The sequence below is a fragment of the Nesterenkonia sp. DZ6 genome (assembly GCF_022565835.1).
Classification (GTDB): domain Bacteria; phylum Actinomycetota; class Actinomycetes; order Actinomycetales; family Micrococcaceae; genus Nesterenkonia.
On sequence record NZ_JAJOYW010000001.1, the window covers coordinates 61560 to 77923 of the forward strand.

16 protein-coding genes are annotated in these 16364 nt (G+C 67.3%); 4 read left to right on the forward strand and 12 right to left on the reverse strand.

Annotated elements, in window-relative coordinates; translation table 11 throughout:
- The first annotated feature begins 5 nt into the window (after positions 1 to 5).
- Complete coding sequence (locus tag LTH93_RS00280; RefSeq protein ID WP_241464701.1) at positions 6 to 464, forward strand: pyridoxamine 5'-phosphate oxidase family protein; 459 nt, start codon at positions 6 to 8, stop codon at positions 462 to 464.
- A gap of 18 nt (positions 465 to 482) precedes the next feature.
- On the opposite strand, the gene LTH93_RS00285 is transcribed toward LTH93_RS00280, so the two are convergent.
- Positions 483 to 752, reverse strand: a complete 270-nt coding sequence (locus tag LTH93_RS00285; protein ID WP_241464700.1) for a PLD nuclease N-terminal domain-containing protein — start codon at positions 750 to 752, stop codon at positions 483 to 485.
- 19 nt (positions 753 to 771) lie between these two features.
- Positions 772 to 1233, reverse strand: coding sequence for a BON domain-containing protein (locus LTH93_RS00290; protein ID WP_255727082.1), 462 nt, complete (start codon positions 1231 to 1233; stop codon positions 772 to 774).
- Positions 1234 to 1667: 434 nt separating this feature from the next.
- Between LTH93_RS00290 and LTH93_RS00295 the strand changes: the two genes are divergently transcribed.
- Positions 1668 to 2018: a DUF2200 domain-containing protein gene (locus LTH93_RS00295; protein WP_241469440.1), complete on the forward strand. Its 351-nt coding sequence runs from the start codon at positions 1668 to 1670 to the stop codon at positions 2016 to 2018.
- On the opposite strand, the gene LTH93_RS00300 is transcribed toward LTH93_RS00295, so the two are convergent.
- The 9 genes from LTH93_RS00300 to LTH93_RS00340 all read right to left on the reverse strand — a co-directional run bounded on the left by LTH93_RS00300 (position 1909) and on the right by LTH93_RS00340 (position 12385).
- On the reverse strand, positions 1909 to 2367 hold the full coding sequence (locus LTH93_RS00300) for an aldehyde dehydrogenase family protein (protein ID WP_370642602.1): 459 nt from the start codon (positions 2365 to 2367) through the stop codon (positions 1909 to 1911). The two genes, LTH93_RS00295 and LTH93_RS00300, sit on opposite strands and share 110 nt — an antisense overlap.
- A gap of 16 nt (positions 2368 to 2383) precedes the next feature.
- Entirely contained in the window at positions 2384 to 4279 is a 1896-nt protein-coding gene (locus LTH93_RS00305) for an FAD-binding monooxygenase (RefSeq protein WP_241469442.1), read from the reverse strand.
- Between the two features lie 10 nt (positions 4280 to 4289).
- Positions 4290 to 5075, reverse strand: a complete 786-nt coding sequence (locus LTH93_RS00310; protein ID WP_241464697.1) for an HpcH/HpaI aldolase family protein — start codon at positions 5073 to 5075, stop codon at positions 4290 to 4292.
- Positions 5060 to 5845 carry a 2-oxo-hept-4-ene-1,7-dioate hydratase gene (gene hpaH / locus LTH93_RS00315; protein WP_241464696.1) on the reverse strand — a complete coding sequence of 262 codons (786 nt, stop codon included), beginning with the start codon at positions 5843 to 5845 and terminating at the stop codon, positions 5060 to 5062. Before hpaH ends, LTH93_RS00310 begins: the two co-directional genes overlap by 16 nt.
- Before the next feature lie 63 nt (positions 5846 to 5908).
- Complete coding sequence (hpaD, locus tag LTH93_RS00320) at positions 5909 to 7018, reverse strand: 3,4-dihydroxyphenylacetate 2,3-dioxygenase (RefSeq protein WP_241464695.1); 1110 nt, start codon at positions 7016 to 7018, stop codon at positions 5909 to 5911.
- Between the two features lie 48 nt (positions 7019 to 7066).
- Positions 7067 to 8572 carry a 5-carboxymethyl-2-hydroxymuconate semialdehyde dehydrogenase gene (gene hpaE / locus LTH93_RS00325; protein WP_241464694.1) on the reverse strand — a complete coding sequence of 502 codons (1506 nt, stop codon included), beginning with the start codon at positions 8570 to 8572 and terminating at the stop codon, positions 7067 to 7069.
- A gap of 15 nt (positions 8573 to 8587) precedes the next feature.
- Complete coding sequence (locus LTH93_RS00330) at positions 8588 to 9250, reverse strand: GntR family transcriptional regulator (protein ID WP_241464693.1); 663 nt, start codon at positions 9248 to 9250, stop codon at positions 8588 to 8590.
- On the reverse strand, positions 9247 to 10734 hold the full coding sequence (locus LTH93_RS00335; RefSeq protein WP_241464692.1) for a fumarylacetoacetate hydrolase family protein: 1488 nt from the start codon (positions 10732 to 10734) through the stop codon (positions 9247 to 9249). Before LTH93_RS00335 ends, LTH93_RS00330 begins: the two co-directional genes overlap by 4 nt.
- Before the next feature lie 169 nt (positions 10735 to 10903).
- The gene (locus LTH93_RS00340; RefSeq protein ID WP_241469444.1) at positions 10904 to 12385 is read right to left on the reverse strand and encodes an APC family permease; all 1482 of its coding nucleotides are present in this window, start codon (positions 12383 to 12385) and stop codon (positions 10904 to 10906) included.
- A 293-nt stretch (positions 12386 to 12678) separates the two neighbouring features.
- Here LTH93_RS00340 and LTH93_RS00345 point away from each other — a divergent pair, with 293 nt between their 5' ends.
- Both LTH93_RS00345 and LTH93_RS00350 read left to right on the forward strand, forming a co-directional pair.
- Positions 12679 to 13677 (forward strand): helix-turn-helix domain-containing protein, encoded by a 999-nt coding sequence (locus tag LTH93_RS00345; RefSeq protein WP_241469447.1) that lies wholly within the window; start codon positions 12679 to 12681, stop codon positions 13675 to 13677.
- Between the two features lie 27 nt (positions 13678 to 13704).
- Positions 13705 to 14322, forward strand: a complete 618-nt coding sequence (locus LTH93_RS00350) for a TetR/AcrR family transcriptional regulator (RefSeq protein ID WP_241464689.1) — start codon at positions 13705 to 13707, stop codon at positions 14320 to 14322.
- A gap of 40 nt (positions 14323 to 14362) precedes the next feature.
- Here the strand turns inward: LTH93_RS00350 and LTH93_RS00355 are convergent, their stop codons facing one another.
- Positions 14363 to 16360: a primary-amine oxidase gene (locus tag LTH93_RS00355; RefSeq protein WP_241469449.1), complete on the reverse strand. Its 1998-nt coding sequence runs from the start codon at positions 16358 to 16360 to the stop codon at positions 14363 to 14365.
- Between the last annotated feature and the right edge of the window lie 4 nt (positions 16361 to 16364).

The following is a 16364-nucleotide window of genomic DNA, read 5'->3' on the forward strand; positions in this document are numbered from 1 at the left end:
CGCCCATGATTCTCGAACACGCAGACGGTGAACCGATCCTCACGCTGAACCCAGATCAGATCTGGGGGCTGCTCGAACGGGGCCGATTCGGGCGCCTGGTCGTCGTCGTCGGGCAACGCGCAGACATCTTCCCGATCAACTACGCCGCGGCGCCTGACCGGACGTTGGTCTTCCGCACCGCCCCGGGAACGAAGCTCGCGAAGCTCGCGATCAATGAGACGGTCCTGTTCGAGGCGGACCACATCTCTGTTGACACGGCATGGTCGGTGACGGTGCGCGGCCAGGCGCAGTGGCTGCAGAGAACTGAAGAGATCGAAGAGGCAGAGAGGCTGGAGCTGCGGCCCTGGGCGCCCTCTGTGAAGGACAACTACGTGCGGGTGACCCCTACCGAGATCAGTGGCCGCCACTTCCAGTTCGGCCCCCATCCTGAGCGAGAACTCGGTGAAGGATCTGAGGCAGGCTGAGCGCCGAGAGCGCAGCCATCAGTCGGTCCGGCGACCCTTGAGGAAGTAGCTGATCGGTCCGACGTAGTTGACTGCGATGATCGCGGCCCAGATGCCCTTCTTGCCGTTGACCTGATTCGCAGGCCGCCTGGCAAGGTCGACCCAGGCCGCCACGGCCAGCGAGATCTGGACGATGCTGAACACCATGGTCCCGGCCCGCCTGCCCGGGCTCATGTCCTTCCACTGCTTCTTCGGGGACTTCCTCGCATCCTTCACGGGGTGCTTCTTGATCACGGTCTTCTTCTTCATATTCTGCTCCTTCTTGAGGTCATAGTGGGCAGACGTCGAGGCGGTTGTCCACCTCGATCACCCCTGGGGAGATCCATGCTGCGAGACCTGCCTGCCGCTTCTCGGCCAGAGACTTGACCTTCCCCGTCAGAACCGCCGTCTGACCGGTGATGGTGGCGACGACGTGGTCGGCGTCGATCCGGGGGTCCCGGAACGCGGCGTTCCTGAGTCGTTCCTCCGCATTCTGCAACGGCGTACGGGCAGCAGTGGCGATCTGGTTCTCCACTGATTCGACTCCGGGGATGTTCCGGACTGCCCGCTCGGCAGCCTCACACTGATAGGTCCAGTCGACCAGACCGAACAAGGTGACGTGACGATCCTCGACCCAGGCCGTGACGTTGCCCTCGCGCAGCTCCGAGATCCATCTGAGTTCGGACTCCACGACCTCCCGGAGGGATGTGCTGACATGAGTCTCGGCCTGTGCTGAGGTCTGGATCGACAAAGTCCTTCAGTCCCTTCACGCGGTTCTGGGCACGATATCGCGCACCAGGATCCACTCTGGCGCGTGTATCGGGCCGCCGCCTAGGGCCATAGGTCCTGCCACCGTCTCGTCAGCGTTCCAATGCCGGAATCGGGGCACATCCTTCGGCAAGACGTCGTCAGAACGCTGGCGGGACGGGACATCCCCCCGTGTTTGTCGCATCTCTATGCCAGGTCCCACGGTTTGGACGGAAACAACGATGCGACACCTGAAGGAGACGGGTCGGGGGTCCGGAGCCGAGGGGTCGAGCTGGGGTCGCGGAGCAACGCTGGGACGACGGTGGACGCCCGCGGTCCCACCGAGCGGAGCCCCATCCGTTGAGTCATCACTGCACCCCGTGGGACCGTGGACACGAGATGTCAGAGCAGAGGTCCGCGTCCGACCAGGAGCCCCCGATGACCAAGCACCGCATCTACACGATGAGCTTCGCGTCCGTGTATCCGCACTACGTGACCAAGGCGGAGCGCAAAGGACGCAGCCAGGCTGAGGTCGACGCGATCATCTGCTGGCTCACCGGCTACTCCGCGCAGCAGCTGCGGGCGGTCCTGGACGAGGGGATCGACTTCGAGACGTTCTTCGCCCGGGCGCCCGCCATGAACCCCTCGCGCTCACTGATCACCGGGGTGATCTGCGGAGTCAGGGTGGAGGAGATCGAGGAGCCGCTGATGCGCGAGATCCGCTGCCTGGACAAGCTGATCGACGAGATGGCCCGGGGCAGGGCGATGGAGAAGGTGCTGCGCGGGTGAGCCCGCCCATGCCGGCCTCGAGCCGCTCGGCGATCTTCGTCGCGGTCTGCAGCTTCCCGGCATAGACGTACCCGGAGAGCCGGACCTCGACCGCGTTCGCCCGCCCGATCACCGCGTCCAGACCGGTCCAGGCCACCACCGGCGCGACCGGTCCGAAGATCTCCCCGCTGCGGATCTCCGCATCCACAGGCACCCCGGTGAGCAGGGTCGGGGCGAGCAACGCTGCATTCGTGCCCTCCGGCAGGGCAGCTTGCGCGGCCGCGGCGTCGGTCTTGGACTTTCCGTTCCCGGCAACGATCAGATCGCGCAGCCGCTCGGCCTGCTCCTGCATCCGGAAGTACGCGGCCATGAGCACCTCGAACGGTTCATCGGGTGGCCTCCAGGAAGATCGGGGCGAAGAACTCTGCCAGCGCGGCGGTGTCGGTCAGCGGCAGAACATGCGCCACGTACTGATCCGGTCGCACGACGACGACGCAGCCGTCCCGGCTGATCCCGCGCTCGCTGAAGATGTCATGCTCGGGGTGGGTGCCGAAGATCCGATCCCGGGCGGTGAGTCCGAAGGGCCCCACCGTGGGCAGGAACGCGCGCGGCGCGTGGGTGACGTCGAACTGGTCATGTGGCTGCTGGTAGATGACCTTGATGTCGAAGAGCGTGTCCTCGTCCTCGCCTCGCGGGGTGTGGCGCAGCACCGGTGAGCCGAGGTCGGTGTGAAGCCAGTGGGCCCAGTCGGCCAGCGCCGAGGGCTCTCCGGCGGCCGGGGCATCAGCGAAGGCGTAGATCCTCCAGCGGCCGTCGGCGGTGGCCAGGTGTCCCAGCTGCAGCGGGTTGCCGTCACAGACCCGGGAGGCCAGCGCTGACTTGAACCGCTTGCCCACCGGGTATCCGGTGGCGAGCTGCTGATGGGTGGCCTCCCCGGTGACCAACGACGGGGTGTACTCGGTCATGAATCCAGCGGGGAATTCGATGGTCTTGACGTAGAAGTCCTCCAGCGCAGACGGGTCCTCCATCTCTTCGGGCTTCTGCGCCATCAGCGTGGACCACTCCTTGTCGAAGTCGATGAGATTCTGCGCGATGACCTGGCGTTCGCCGGAGTAGGTGTCCAGAAGCGCCGCCGGACTGCGGCCGGCCAGCACCTGCCCGAGCTTCCAGCCCAGGTTGAAGCCGTCCTGCATGGACACGTTCATGCCCTGGCCGGCCTTCGCGCTGTGCGTGTGGCAGGCGTCCCCGGCGATGAACACCCGCGGGGTGCGCTGACCGGTGAGCTCGGTGGGCACGTCGTCGAACTTGTTCGTGACCCGGTGCCCGACCTCGTAGACGCTGTGCCAGGCCACGTGCTTCACGTCCACCGTGTAGGGGTGCATGATCCGGTTGGCGTTCTCGATGATCTGCTCAATGGTGGTGCTGCGGACCTGTGCGCCCTCACCGGGCTGGACCTCACCGAGGTCCACGTACATCCGGAACAGGTGTCCGCCCTCACGCGGGATCAGCAGGATGCTGCCGCCCGAGCGTGACTGGACGGCGCACTTGCGTCGGATGTCGGGGAAGTCGGTGACGGCCAGGACGTCCATCACGCCCCAGGCGTGGTTGGCCCGGTCCCCCTCCATGGTGCAGCCGATGGCGGTGCGCACCCCGCTGCGCGCCCCATCGGCGCCGAGCACATATTTGGCCCAGACGGTGCGCTCCTGACCCGCCTCATCGCCGGCGGCGCGGCGCAGGGTGACCTCCACCGGGTGCTCCCCGGTCTCGTGCACGGTGAGGCCGAGGAACTCCCAGCCGAAGTCCGGGGTCATCCGGGAGGGAGAGTTCTCCATAGATTCCGCGAAGTAGTCCAGCACCCGGGCCTGGTTGACGATCAGGTGCGGGAATTCGCTGATCCCGTGCGGGTCATCGGCGGGACGGGCGGTGCGCACGATGTTCTCGGGCGCCTCCGGGTTGGGCTTCCAGAAGGCCATCTCGGTGATGTGGTACGCCTCGTTGGAGATCTCGTCGGCGAAGCCGAACGCCTGGAAGGTCTCCACGCTGCGGGCCTGGATGCCGTCGGCCTGACCGACCTCGAGTCGGCCGTCGCGCTTCTCGATGATCCGAGTGTGCACCTGCGGGAACTGGGCCAGCTGGGCGGCGGCGATCATCCCCGCCGGGCCGGTGCCCACGATGAGCACGTCCATGTGCTCGGGGAGCTCCTGCGGACGGTCGAGTCCGACGCCGGCGGGCGCCTGGACACGGGGATTCTTGGAGACGTAGCCGTGATGGTGGAACTGCATGGATGACTCCTCAGTGAGCGGTGCGTGGGATGAAGTCCGCGGCGAGCTTCTCCGAGCCGCGCGCCACGAGCGAGACGTCGGCGCCCACGAGCACCCAGGACGCTCCGGCGTCGAGGTAGTCACGGGCGGCTGCCGGGTCGAAGGCGTTGACGCCGGCGGTCTTGCCGGCGCGCGCTGCGGCGGTGAAGGTGGCCTTCACGGCGTCGACCACCTGGGGGTGGGTCTGCTGACCGAGCAGCCCCATCGAGGCGGAGAGGTCGCTGGGACCGGCGAAGATCCCGTCGATGCCCTCCACCGCGGCGATCGCCTCGGCGTTCTCCACACCCTGGACGGTCTCGATCTGCAGGTGGATGCTCACATGCGAGGCGGCATCGTCGAGGTAGTTCGGCACCCGGTTCCAGCGTCCGGAGCGGGCCAGCGCGTTGCCGATCCCGCGGCGCCCCGCGGGCGGGTACTGCGTGGAGGCGGCGACCTGGCGGGCCTGCTCGGGCGTGGAGATCATCGGGATCAGCAGGTTCTGCACGCCGAGGTCCAGCACCTGCTTGATGGTCACCGGGTCGTCGGAGGAGAGCCGGACCAGCGGGGTCACCGGGTACCCGGAGAGCGCATGCAGCTGGGCGAGCACGGATTCAAGCCCGTTGGGTGCGTGCTCCATGTCGATGAGCACCACGTCCAGCCCCGAGCCGGCCATGATCTCGGCCATCACCGAGGACCCGGAGCAGACCCATCCGCCGATCAGCGGGCGGTCGGCGGCGGCCAGGTCCGCGCGCAGGGTGGGGTTCAGTTGAAGCGGCATGTCAGGGTTCCCAGCTCTCCATAATCACAGGTGACGGTGTCTCCGGGCTCCACCCACATCGGGCGGGTGAAGGAGCCGGCGAGGATCAGCTCCCCGGCCTGCAGGCTGTCGCCGTGCTGGGCCAGCTTGTTCGCCAGCCAGACCACGCCCATGGCGGGATGGTTGAGCACGGCGGCGGCCACGCCGGACTCCTCGATGGTCTCGTTGCGGTAGAGCAGCGCGGAGACCCAGCGCAGATCCACCGCGTCCGGGGCCACCGGGTTGCCGCCGTAGACCATGGCGCCCATCGCGGCATTGTCGCTGATGGTGTCCACGATCGTGCGGCCCTGCATCTCGATCCGGCTGGAGAGGATCTCCAGCGCGGGCACCACGTAGTCGGTGGCGTCCAACACGTCGAAGACCGTGACTCCGGGGCCCTTCAGCGGCTTGCCGAGCTTGAAGGCGAGCTCCACCTCGATGCGCACGTTGGAGAAGCGGCTGTGCTCGATCACCGAGCCGTTCTCGAAGACCATGTCGTCGAAGATCGCCCCGTAGTCGGGTTCGGTGATCCCGGTGGCCACCTGCATGACCTTGGAGGTGAGCCCGATCTTGCGGCCCACCAGCCGGCGTCCGGACGCCACGGCGCGGCGTCGCCATTCGTTCTGCACCGCGTAGGAGTCCTCGATGGTCATCTCGGGGTGGCGGGTTGTGAGCCGCGGGATCATGCTGCGCTGCGCCTCGGCTGCGGCGAGCTCGTCGGCGATGGTGGTGATCTGCTCTGGTGTCAGCATTGTGCACTCCGGATCATGGCGCTCCTGATCATAGGTCTCCCGGTCATAGGTCTCTGGACAGCCTCAGAGCTGGTGGCCCAGCTTGTACTCGCCCTGTTTCCAGGAGGGCATGGAATCCTCGTCGTCCTTGCGGGTGTAGGAGAACCCGTCGGCGCCGATGGTCACGTCCATCTCGGAGCTCTCCGTGCGCTCCACCGAGGGCACCGGGCGTCCGTGCAGGTCCAGCACGGTGGAGGCCTCGGTGTACCAGGACGGGACCACCGGGTTGCCCCACCAGTCGCGGCGCTGGTTGTCGTGCACGTCCCAGGTCACCACCGGGTTGTCCGGGTCTCCGGTGTAGTAGTCCTGGGTGTAGATCTCGATCCGGTGCCCGTCGGGGTCACGGATGTAGAGGTAGAAGGCGTTGGAGACCCCATGTCGGCCGGGGCCGCGCTCGATGTGGTCGGAGAGCCGCAGCGCGCCGAGCTTGTCGCAGATCGCGAGCACGTTGTGCTTCTCATGGGTGGCGAACGCGACGTGGTGCATCCGCGGTCCCGCGCCGCCGGTCATCGCGGTGTCATGGACGGTGGGCTTGCGCCGCATCCAGGCCGCGTAGGTGGTGCCGTGCTCATCCTGGATGTCCTCGGTGACCCGGAAGCCGAGGTCCTCCATATAGGCCACGGCCTTGGGCACGTCCGGTGTGACCTGGTTGAAGTGGTCCAGCCGGACCAGGGCGCCAGGGGTGTAGAGGTCATAGCGCCAGGCCAGCCGCTCCACGTGCTGCACATCGTGGAAGAACTCGTAGGGGAAGCCCAGCGGGTCCTGGACCCGCACCGAGTCGCCGATGCCGCGGGTGAAGCCCTCCTTGCGCCGAATGACCTCGCAGCCGAGCTCGCGGTAGAACGCCTCCGCCTTGTCCAGGTCCTCCGGTGCGCGCACCCGGTAGGAGAAGGCGGCCACGGCGGCCTGCTCCCCGCGGCGCAGCACCAGGTTGTGGTGGATGAACTCCTCCATGGAGCGCAGGTAGATCGCGTCCTCGTCTTCGGCGGTGACCGTGAGGTCGAGGACATCCACGTAGAAGTCGCGGGAGCGCTGCAGATCGGTGACGATCAGCTCCATATAGGCGCAGCGCAGGATGTCCGGCGCCGGTGAGGAGGGGGTGGGAATCCGACCCGGGATGGGGTTGTCATTCATCAGAAGCGTCCTTGCTCGATGGTGGAAGGTGTGGGGTGCGGTGAAGCCTCAGTCGGCCTTGCCGAATACCGGGTTGTGGACCTCGCCGAGGTTGATGTGCACGGCCTGCTGGTCGGTGTAGAAGTCCAGTGAGCGGTAGCCGCCCTCGTGGCCCAGTCCGGAGGCCTTGACCCCTCCGAAGGGGGTGCGCAGATCCCGGACGTTGTTCGAGTTCAGCCAGACCATCCCGGCCTGGACCGACTGGGCGAAGTTGTGCGACCGCTTGAGGTCATTGGTCCAGATATACGCGGCCAGCCCGTACTTGGTGTTGTTGGCCAGTTCCAACGCCTCGGCGTCAGAGTCGAAGGGAGTGATGGCGACCACCGGGCCGAAGATCTCCTCCTGGAAGATCCGCGCCTCAGGCGCGACGTCGGCGAAGACCGTGGGCGCCACGAAGTTCCCGCTCGGGAACCCCTCCGGGCGACCGCCGCCGGCAAGAAGCCGCGCCTCGGTCTTGCCGATCTCGATGTAGCTCATCACCTTCTCGAAGTGCTCGGGGTGCACCAGCGCGCCGACCTCGGTGCCGGGCTCGTGCGGCAGTCCGACCTTGACCCGCTTGGCCTGGGCGGCGTAGCGCTCGAGGAACTCGGGGTAGATGCTGCGCTCCACCAGGATCCGGCTGCCGGCGGTGCAGCGCTCGCCGTTGAGCGAGAAGACCCCGAAGATGGTGGCGTTGACGGCCGCCTCAAGGTCAGCGTCGGCGAAGACGACGGCGGGCGATTTCCCGCCGAGCTCCATGGAGAGGCCCTTCAGCGCCGGTGCCGCGTTGGCGAAGATGGTCTGCCCGGTGCTTGATTCACCGGTGAAGGAGATCAGCGGCACGTCCGGGTGCTTGACCAGGGCGTCACCGGCCTGCTCACCGAGCCCGTTGACCAGGTTGAACACGCCCCTGGGCAGTCCGGCCTCTTCGAAGATCCCGGCCCACAGGCTCGCCGAGAGCGGGGTGAACTCGGCCGGCTTGAGCACCACCGAGTTGCCGGCGGCCAGGGCGGGAGCCAGCTTCCAGCTCTCCAACATGAAGGGGGTGTTCCAGGGGGTGATCAGTCCGGCCACACCGATCGGCTTGCGGCTGACGTAGTTGATCTGTCGTCCCGGCACCTTGTAGACGTCATCGGCCTGGGCGACGATCAGATCGGCGAAGAAGCGGAAGTTCTCGGCAGCGCGGCGGGCCTGCCCGAGGGCCTGGGTGATGGGCAGCCCGGAGTCGAAGGACTCCAGCTCCGCGAGCCGGGCGCCGCGCTCTTCGACGAGGTCGGCGATCCGGTGCAACACCCGGGAGCGTTCCCGGGGCAGCGTCTCGCGCCAGGTCCCGGTCTCGAAGGCGCGGGCCGCGGCGGCCACGGCGAGGTCGACGTCGGCCTTGGTGCCGGCGGCGGCGCTGATGTAGACCTCGTTGGTCACCGGGTTGAGCACCTCGAAGGTGCCGCCCTCTGCGGAGTCGAGGAACTCGCCGTCGATGTAGTGCTGGATGCGTTCCGGCAGATCGGCCGGGACGGGGCTCTGGTAGTCGTTCATCTCTGGTGGGTCTCCTTAGGAGTCGGTGCGCTGCTGGCGGTAGGCCTCGACGGTGCGCCACTTGTGCTGGCGCACTGCCATCTCGATCTCCAGCGGCTCGGCATTCTCACGGATGAGTCGAAGGATGTCGTCGTGCTCCTGGACCGAGCGGGGCGCCCGGTCCGGCACGAAGGCGAAGGTGGAGCTGCGCAGCCCGGACATCCGGTTCCAGCCGCGGTCGGCGAGCTCGGAGATGTGCGGATTGGGGCAGCGCTGGAAGAGCGCCCGGTGGAACTTCTCATTGAGCGAGGTGAAGGCCACCGGATCGAAGTCCTCGAGCATGGCGCGCATCGAATCGTTGATCGCCTGGGCGCGGGCGAGGTCGGCGTCAAGCATCAGCGGCAGCGCCAGCGCGGTGGCCGCACCCTCGAGCACCCCGAGTGTCTGCATGGTGTCGATGTACTCGTCCTGGTTGACCATGGCGACCCGGGCGCCGACATTGCGTTCGAACTCGATCAGGCCCTCGGCCTCGAGCCGGCGCACCGCCTCGCGGACCGGGACCACGCTGATGCCCAGCTCCTTGGCGATGGCGCCGAGGACCAGCCGGTAGCCGGGGTTGAACTCGCGGCCGACGATGCGCTCGCGGATCCAGTCGTAGGTCAGCTCGGACTTGCTGATCCGCTCATCGATGCGGATCACGGGCCCTCTCCCTTGACGAGGGGTGCCTCGGCGCCGGCGCGTCCCTGTTCGGCCTCGTAGCGGGCGCGCCAGGTGGAGTTCATCGGAAAGAGTCCGTCCACCGGGTTCCCGGCCTTGACCTGTTCGGCGACCCAGGCGTCCTCGGCCTCCTTGACCAGCGCCGCCTCGGCCACCTCGTCGGCGATCGAGGGCGGGAGCACGATGACGCCGTCGTCGTCGCCGACGATGATGTCGCCTGGCTGCACGGTCGCTCCCCCGCAGGCCACGGTGAGATCGGCGTCCCAGGGGACGTGCTTGCGGCCGAGCACCGCCGGGTGCGGGCCCTGACTGAACACCGGGAGTCCGATCTCGGCCACGGTGGAGTAGTCGCGCACCCCGCCGTCGGTCACGACACCGGCGGCACCGCGATGCAGCGCACGCAGCGCCAGGATGTCTCCCAGGGTTCCCGAGCCGCGCTCTCCGCGGGCCTCGATCACGATGACCTCGCCGGAGTGCACGGAGTCGAACACCTGCTTCTGGGCGTTGAAGCCGCCTCCGCGGGAGGCGAAGAGGTCTTCTCGGTGGGGCACGAAGCGCAGGGTCCGGGCAGTGCCGATGAGCTTATGGCCGGGGCGGGTGGGGCGCACGCCGTCGACGGTGACGTTGTTGTACCCGCGTCGGCGCATCTCCTGGGAGAGGGCGGCGACCGGCACCTGTTCCAGCGTGGCGCGCAGCTCGGGATCCAGACCGGGGGCCTGCTTCGGGGGCAGGCCGGCGGCCTCCCGGGAGCCCCAGGCCTCTTCGCGCTGGGTGTCGTCCACGCTGGGCAGCGAGCCCAGGGCGGGATCGAACACCCCTGGTCCCTCCGTCACCGGGCTGACCAGTCGGCCGCTGGTGAGCCCGCGGGCGGCGTCGACCTCGACTTCGATGGTGTCCCCCGGCTCCGCCACCGAGGCGCCGGCGGGAGTTCCGGTGAGGATGATGTCTCCGGGCTGCAGGGTCATGTGCTGGGACAGGTCGGCGATGAGCTGGGTCAGCGGAAAGATCATGGAGCCGGTGGCGCCGTCCTGGACGAGGTGACCGTTCTTCCAGGTGCGCACACGCAGCTTCCTCGGGTCCACCTCCGCGGCATCGATGAGTTCGGGGCCCACCGTGGTGTAGCCGTCGCGGCCCTTGTTGCGCACGTTGGAGCCCTTGTCCGCGGCGCGCAGATCGTAGAGCCCCCAGTCGTTGGCCGCGGTGACCGCGCGGACGTGGCTCCAGGCGTCATCGGCGGTGACCTGACGTGCGGCGGTGCCGATGATCAGCGCGATCTCACCCTCGAAGGCGAGCAGCTCGGTCCCGCCGGGACGCTGCACGGAGTCCCCGGAGACGCCCAGCGAGCTGGTCGGCTTGAAGAAGTAGGACGGGGTCGCCGGGCGCCGGCCGCGCTCCGCGGCGCGGGACTCATAGCTGATGTGCACGGCGACGATCTTGCCGGGTGTGCCCAGTTCCTGCGCAGTCATATGGTCTCCTCGACGATCCGGCCCGGATCCCTCCGGTAGATGATATTCCAGATCGTATACGGTATGTGATGCGACGCACAACCCCTTCGCGTGGTTGTTGCCCGGGGAGCCGCGATGCGCTGGGCCGCGCAGCGCGGAGTGCACTGCAGGGTCTGAGCCCGGCTGTGATTCACCCGATGTCTGCTCCGCTCACGCTGGCGTAGAGCTCGGGCCGCCGGGTGCGCAGGTATTCGCCCCAGATGAGTCCCAGGATGCCCGCCCCGACGATCACACCGGGAAGCACGACCACCAGCGGGGAGAAGCCGTCGGAGTCGATCATCACGTCGAAGTTGAACATGATCAGCACCGCGATGATGCCGAGTCCCACGGCTGAGATCAGCGGCGCTATGGTGCGGACGAACAACGGGTGCTGCTGCGGATCCCGATTGAAGTAGCGCATGATGGCCACCGAGGTCAGGCACAGCAGCAGCACCAGACCGAATCCCGCCGCGTTGGTCAGCCAGGGGAACATCGTCATCACCGGGAAGAGCGGACCGAAGTCTGAGCCGACCCCGGCCACGGCGAAGATCAGGATGAAGACCACGCCGATCACGCTCTGGGTCAGCGAACCTGCCACCGGGGCTCCGTTGGAGGCTCCGGTTCGCCCGAGGATCTGTGGCAGCACCCGAGCCCGTCCCAGCGAGAAGAAGTACCGGGCCGCCGCATTATGGAAGGCCACCATGGCGGCGATGATGCTGGTCATGAACAGCACTGCGGCGAGGTTCACCAGCAGCGCAGGCAGATGGCCGTCGAGGAAGATGAAGAGCAGGTCCGGGCCCCATTCCTGGGACTGGGCCACGATCTGCGAGGGGCCGATGCCCACGGCGAAGGCCCAGGCGGAGAAGGCGTAGAAGACGGCGATGATCGAGACCGCGATGTAGGTGGCGCGCGCCACCGATCGCTCTGGGTTCTTGGCCTCCTCCGAGTAGATCGCACCTGATTCGAACCCCATGAAGGCTGCGATGCCGAAGGCCAGGATGGCCCCGAGGCTGCCGTTGAACCAGTTCTCCAGCTGCAGCGGTGCGGCACTGATCCCTTCGGGGGACGTCGAGAGCGAGAGCACGCTGACCACGATCACGACCAGGAACTCCAGCAGCACGATCACTGCGAGAACCTTCGCCGAGAGGTCGATGCGATTGACCCCGAGCGCGCCGACGATCACCCACCCCACCAGGGCGCAGATCCACCAGGCGACCTCCAGGCCGAAGAGGTCATTGACGATCGACGAGGCGGTGAAGCCGAAGACTCCGTAGAGGCCCACCTGCATCGCGTTGTACGTCACCAGAGCCAGGAAGGAGCTCCCGATCCCGATCCGGGTGCCCAGCCCGGCTGTGACGTAGGCGTAGAAGGCGCCGGCATTCTGCACGTAGGTGCTCATCCGCCCATAGCCCAGCGCGAAGAACACCAGGATCACACCGAGCAGCAGGTACCCGACGGGCACTCCGATCTCAGCGGTGACGGCGAAGCTCGCGGTGGCTCCCCCGGCCAGGACCGTCAGCGGTGCGGAGGCTGCGATGATCAGGAACACCAGGGCCGGGACTCCCAGTGTTCGTCTGGCCAGGGTGGTGTCCTCGACCGCCGTGGGCCGGGTGGGGGCAGTGTGCTCAGTCATCAGGGTGCTCCATCTGCTCGCAGGTGCCGGCGAGGGTGTCGTTGCAGGTGCAAGTGCCGGTGCCGGTGCCTCGAAGTATCTCGAGCCGAAGCCCAGCGTGTCTTGCATCACGGTGCAGCGGCCTTGCGCATCCGGGCGGAGATTCTCGAACCCCGTCAGCACCGACCCTTTACAGCCTGTGTGAGCACTGTCACACTGAAGGGCCACCAAGGTTCACGTGTTCGGAACGCCTGTGTCCTCGATCTTGAGCACGTGCTCAATAACCTGGTGTGAACCCCTGCACAGGAGCGACGATGCACACGATCAACACGACGAACGCCGATCTCGAGCCGCTCTCCCCTGACCTGCCCCTCCCGGCCTCCGATCTCGCGACGTGGCGCGAGGCCATCGCAGCCGCCGTCGTGCCGCTGGAGATCCAGGCGAAGCCGGGCACCACCTTCGCCGGACACATCCGCAGCTCTGCCGTTGACGGCGTGGGGGTCTACGAGCTGCTCACCACGGCCCACACGGTGCGCCGCACGCCGAAGCTGATCTCCAAGGACGATTCCCAGTTCTACAAGCTCAGCCTGCAGCTCTCCGGCCGCGGCATCCTGGAGCAGGATGGCCGCCGCGCCGAACTGGGCCCCGGGGATCTGGCCATCTATGACACCCACCGCCCCTACGCCCTGCACTTCCCGGAGCCCAGCCGGACCATGGTGATGGTGATTCCGCGGGAGCCGGTGGAGCTCACGGCGGAACAGATCGCCCGAGTCACCGCGACCTGCTTCTCCAGCGACCGGGGCTTCGGACGACTGATCAACCCGTTCTTCGTCGAGCTGTGCAACAGCATCGAGCAGCTGCCCGGAGCCTATGGCGCCCGGCTGGTCCATTCCGCGCTGGATCTGATGGTGACCATGCTCGCCCATGAGCTCGACACCCGCAGCGGCGGACCCAGCTCCCCCACCGGAAGCCTGCATCGGGAGATCCGCGAGTACATCCTGAACCACCTGGGTGATGAGACGATGACCCCGGCATCGATCGCCGCGGCCCACTTCGTCTCGCTGCGCTACCTGTACACGATCTTCGCGGAGGAGGGCGAGACGATCTCCGCCTGGGTCCGGGCGCGGAGGCTGGAACACATCCGCCGAGATCTGGTGGATCCGATCTACGCGCAGCGACCGGTCTCCTGGGTGGCGGGGCGCTGGGGACTCCATGACGCGGCGCACTTCTCCCGGCTGTTCAAGGCCGAGTACGGAGAGTCCCCGAGCGTGTACCGGCGTCAGCGCCTGGCCGGGGGGTCACTGGCCGCCTGAGCGCGCACGATGCGGGAGAATCAGCTCATGCCGAAGAAGATCGATCGTGAAGACCGCCGCCAGCAGATCGTGCGGACCTATCTGCGCATCGCCGATCGCGACGGCCTCGAGGCTGCGACCTCCCGCGCCGTCGCCACGGAGCTGGGCGTCTCCACCGGATCGCTCTGGCACTACTTCTCCGGGTTCGACGACGTCGTCTTTCGCGCCTTCACGCTGATCTTCGAGCGGACCAACACGCGGATCACCGAGGGGGTCGGGTGCCATTCAGGACTGCGCGCACTGATGGCCCTGCTCGAAGAGGTCCTTCCGGTCGGCGAGGAGACCGAGCGTGAGGCGCTGATCGTCACCAACTTCTGGGGCCGCGCCTCCTCCAAGCCGGCGCTGGGTCAGTTCCAGACCGAGGTGGGAGTGAAATGGCGCCAGCAGATCACCGACCACCTGAGCGAGGCGATCGACGCCGGGGAGCTCACCGCCGCTGCGCCGGTCGAGGAGATCGCCGATGTGCTCATGGTGCTGATCACCGGGCTCCAGGTGGAATGCGCGCTGCGCACCCCGCTGGCAGACACGCAGAGGCAGTGGCGGACTGTCCGCCACTGCCTCTCCTCCTGGCTCACCCAAGCTGGCCGCGCCGCCGTCGAGCTCTGACGGACTCCCACGTAAGGTCCGGGCGGAAGAGCAGGTCAGCTCAGCTGCAGCCGCACCCGCAGGACTTCTCCTGCCCGGATTCTCCCGACTCCCCCGCGACGCCGGACTCCCCGGTGGCGCAGTGTCCGGAGGTCTCCGGTGGCACGTCCAGGGTCGGGTTGCGGTCGAAGAAGCCGTAAGGCGTGAGCTTGAACCCGGCATAGTCCACCGGCATGATCGGCCAGTCCTCGGTGCGCGGGAAATGGGTCAGCCCGAAGGTGTGCCACAGCACCAGATCCTGTCCCTCCAGGGACCGGTCCTGCTCGATGTAGCTGGACAGGCCGCCGAATCCAGGATTGAGGTTGACCTGATCCCCCGCGGGGAACTGCTCATCGGGGTGATGCTGGGTGACCCACAGATGGTGCCCGGCGAAGGCGGCGCGGCGCCGGATCGAGGAGTCTTCAGCCGCCAAGAGGGTGGGACTCTCCTCGGGATGCAGCAGATAGGAGGTGGGGGCCCCGACTCGGTTGGTCTTCTCCGCACTGCTGATCTGCCAGACCCGACCCACCGACCCCTTGGCATCGCGGACGGCCTCCTTCTCCGAACGCAGCCGGGTGAAGCTGCGGGTGAAGGCGTTGCCCCAGGGATTCTCCTCGCTGGTGGGCACCCTGACGGCGTCGATCTCATCGACGGAGTTGCTGATCCCGTCCACGGTCATGTCCAGCCTCGCGCAGAAGAGGTGCTGGTGGACCGGCCCGCCCAGGCCCGGGGCGAGCTGCGTGGCGTAGGGGTAGTCGGGCGAGGGCATCCCGGAGGTGAAGACGATGCCGGTGGCCTTGGACTCGAGCTCGATCTTTCCGTCCAGATAGAGGTACCAGTAGAAGCCATAGTCGTAGTTGCCCACGGTGACGAAGAAGGACACCACGAGGCGGCGCTGGCGGCGGACCTCGCTGGTGCCGGAGAAGTCGTCGGTGTGCTTCCAGAGGATGCCGTAGTCCTCCTCGTGGATGCAGATCGCATTGGGCAGCGTCTTGGGCTGGCCGTGGTCATCGACGACGACGGCGTCCACGTAGGTGATCTCACCCTTGCAGTCGCAGCCGAGCTCCAGCGCGTTGGCGAGCCGGCCGAACTGGTACTCCCCGACGTCGAAGTAGTTCTGCCAGGCGTGGGAGGGCGAGGGGTCGCCGTAGTTGACCACCATCTCGGCGATCGAGCCGCGATAGAGGATGGGCCTGTCCACGCCGTGGTCGTGGAAGCTCAGCTGGTGCAGCGTCAGGCCTTCGCGGCCGTTGAACCCGACCCGGACCTTCCAGTTCTCCCAGGCGAGCACCCCGTCCTGGAGGCTGAAGCTGACGCCTTCGGGCTGGGTGATGGAGATCGGCTTCAGCGAGGTGCGGTGTTCACCGCGCACGGCAGGGTCCAGGTAGTCACCGGACTCCTCCGGCACGTGCATGACCTCGGTCTCGACCACACGCAGGACCTTCTTGTGGGTCAGGTCCACGTGGGCGACCACTCCGTCGATCGGATGCGCCCAGATCGAATCGCTGGGGTAGTCCTGGCGGAAGGCGAGCGCGCGGACCATCCGCACACCGACCTCATCGGCGTAGCCGAAGATCCCGGCGGAGAGCCCGACGACGACGACCTTGTCCAGATCGGTCACGCCGCGCTTCGCGATCGCCTCGACCCAGCGCGGATCAGCCTTCACGATCGGGTCCGCGCCGGCGAGGTCCTCGTCGAAGCTCGGCGCGGATCCCTTCTCCACGGCGTCGACGTCGCGGCGCGCCACGATGGCCTCACGATCCAGGTCCAGCACGAGCTCGGTCAGTGTCAGCGTGTTCAGGTCGGTGAGCAGCAGCGCCACCTCCCGCGGCAGATGCACCCCGGGCGTCCAGGCCATGACGTCGCACTTGGCGGGTTCGCGCAGCGTCACGTAGGAGATGCGGGTCGCATCGTTCAGCAGCGATTCGCGCTCCAAGACGCTTCGCATCGCGTCGATCTCGGAGACCGAGAGGGGCGTCAGGGGGTGGCGGTCCTGCTGGTCTGGGGTCTTGTCAGCCATGGTG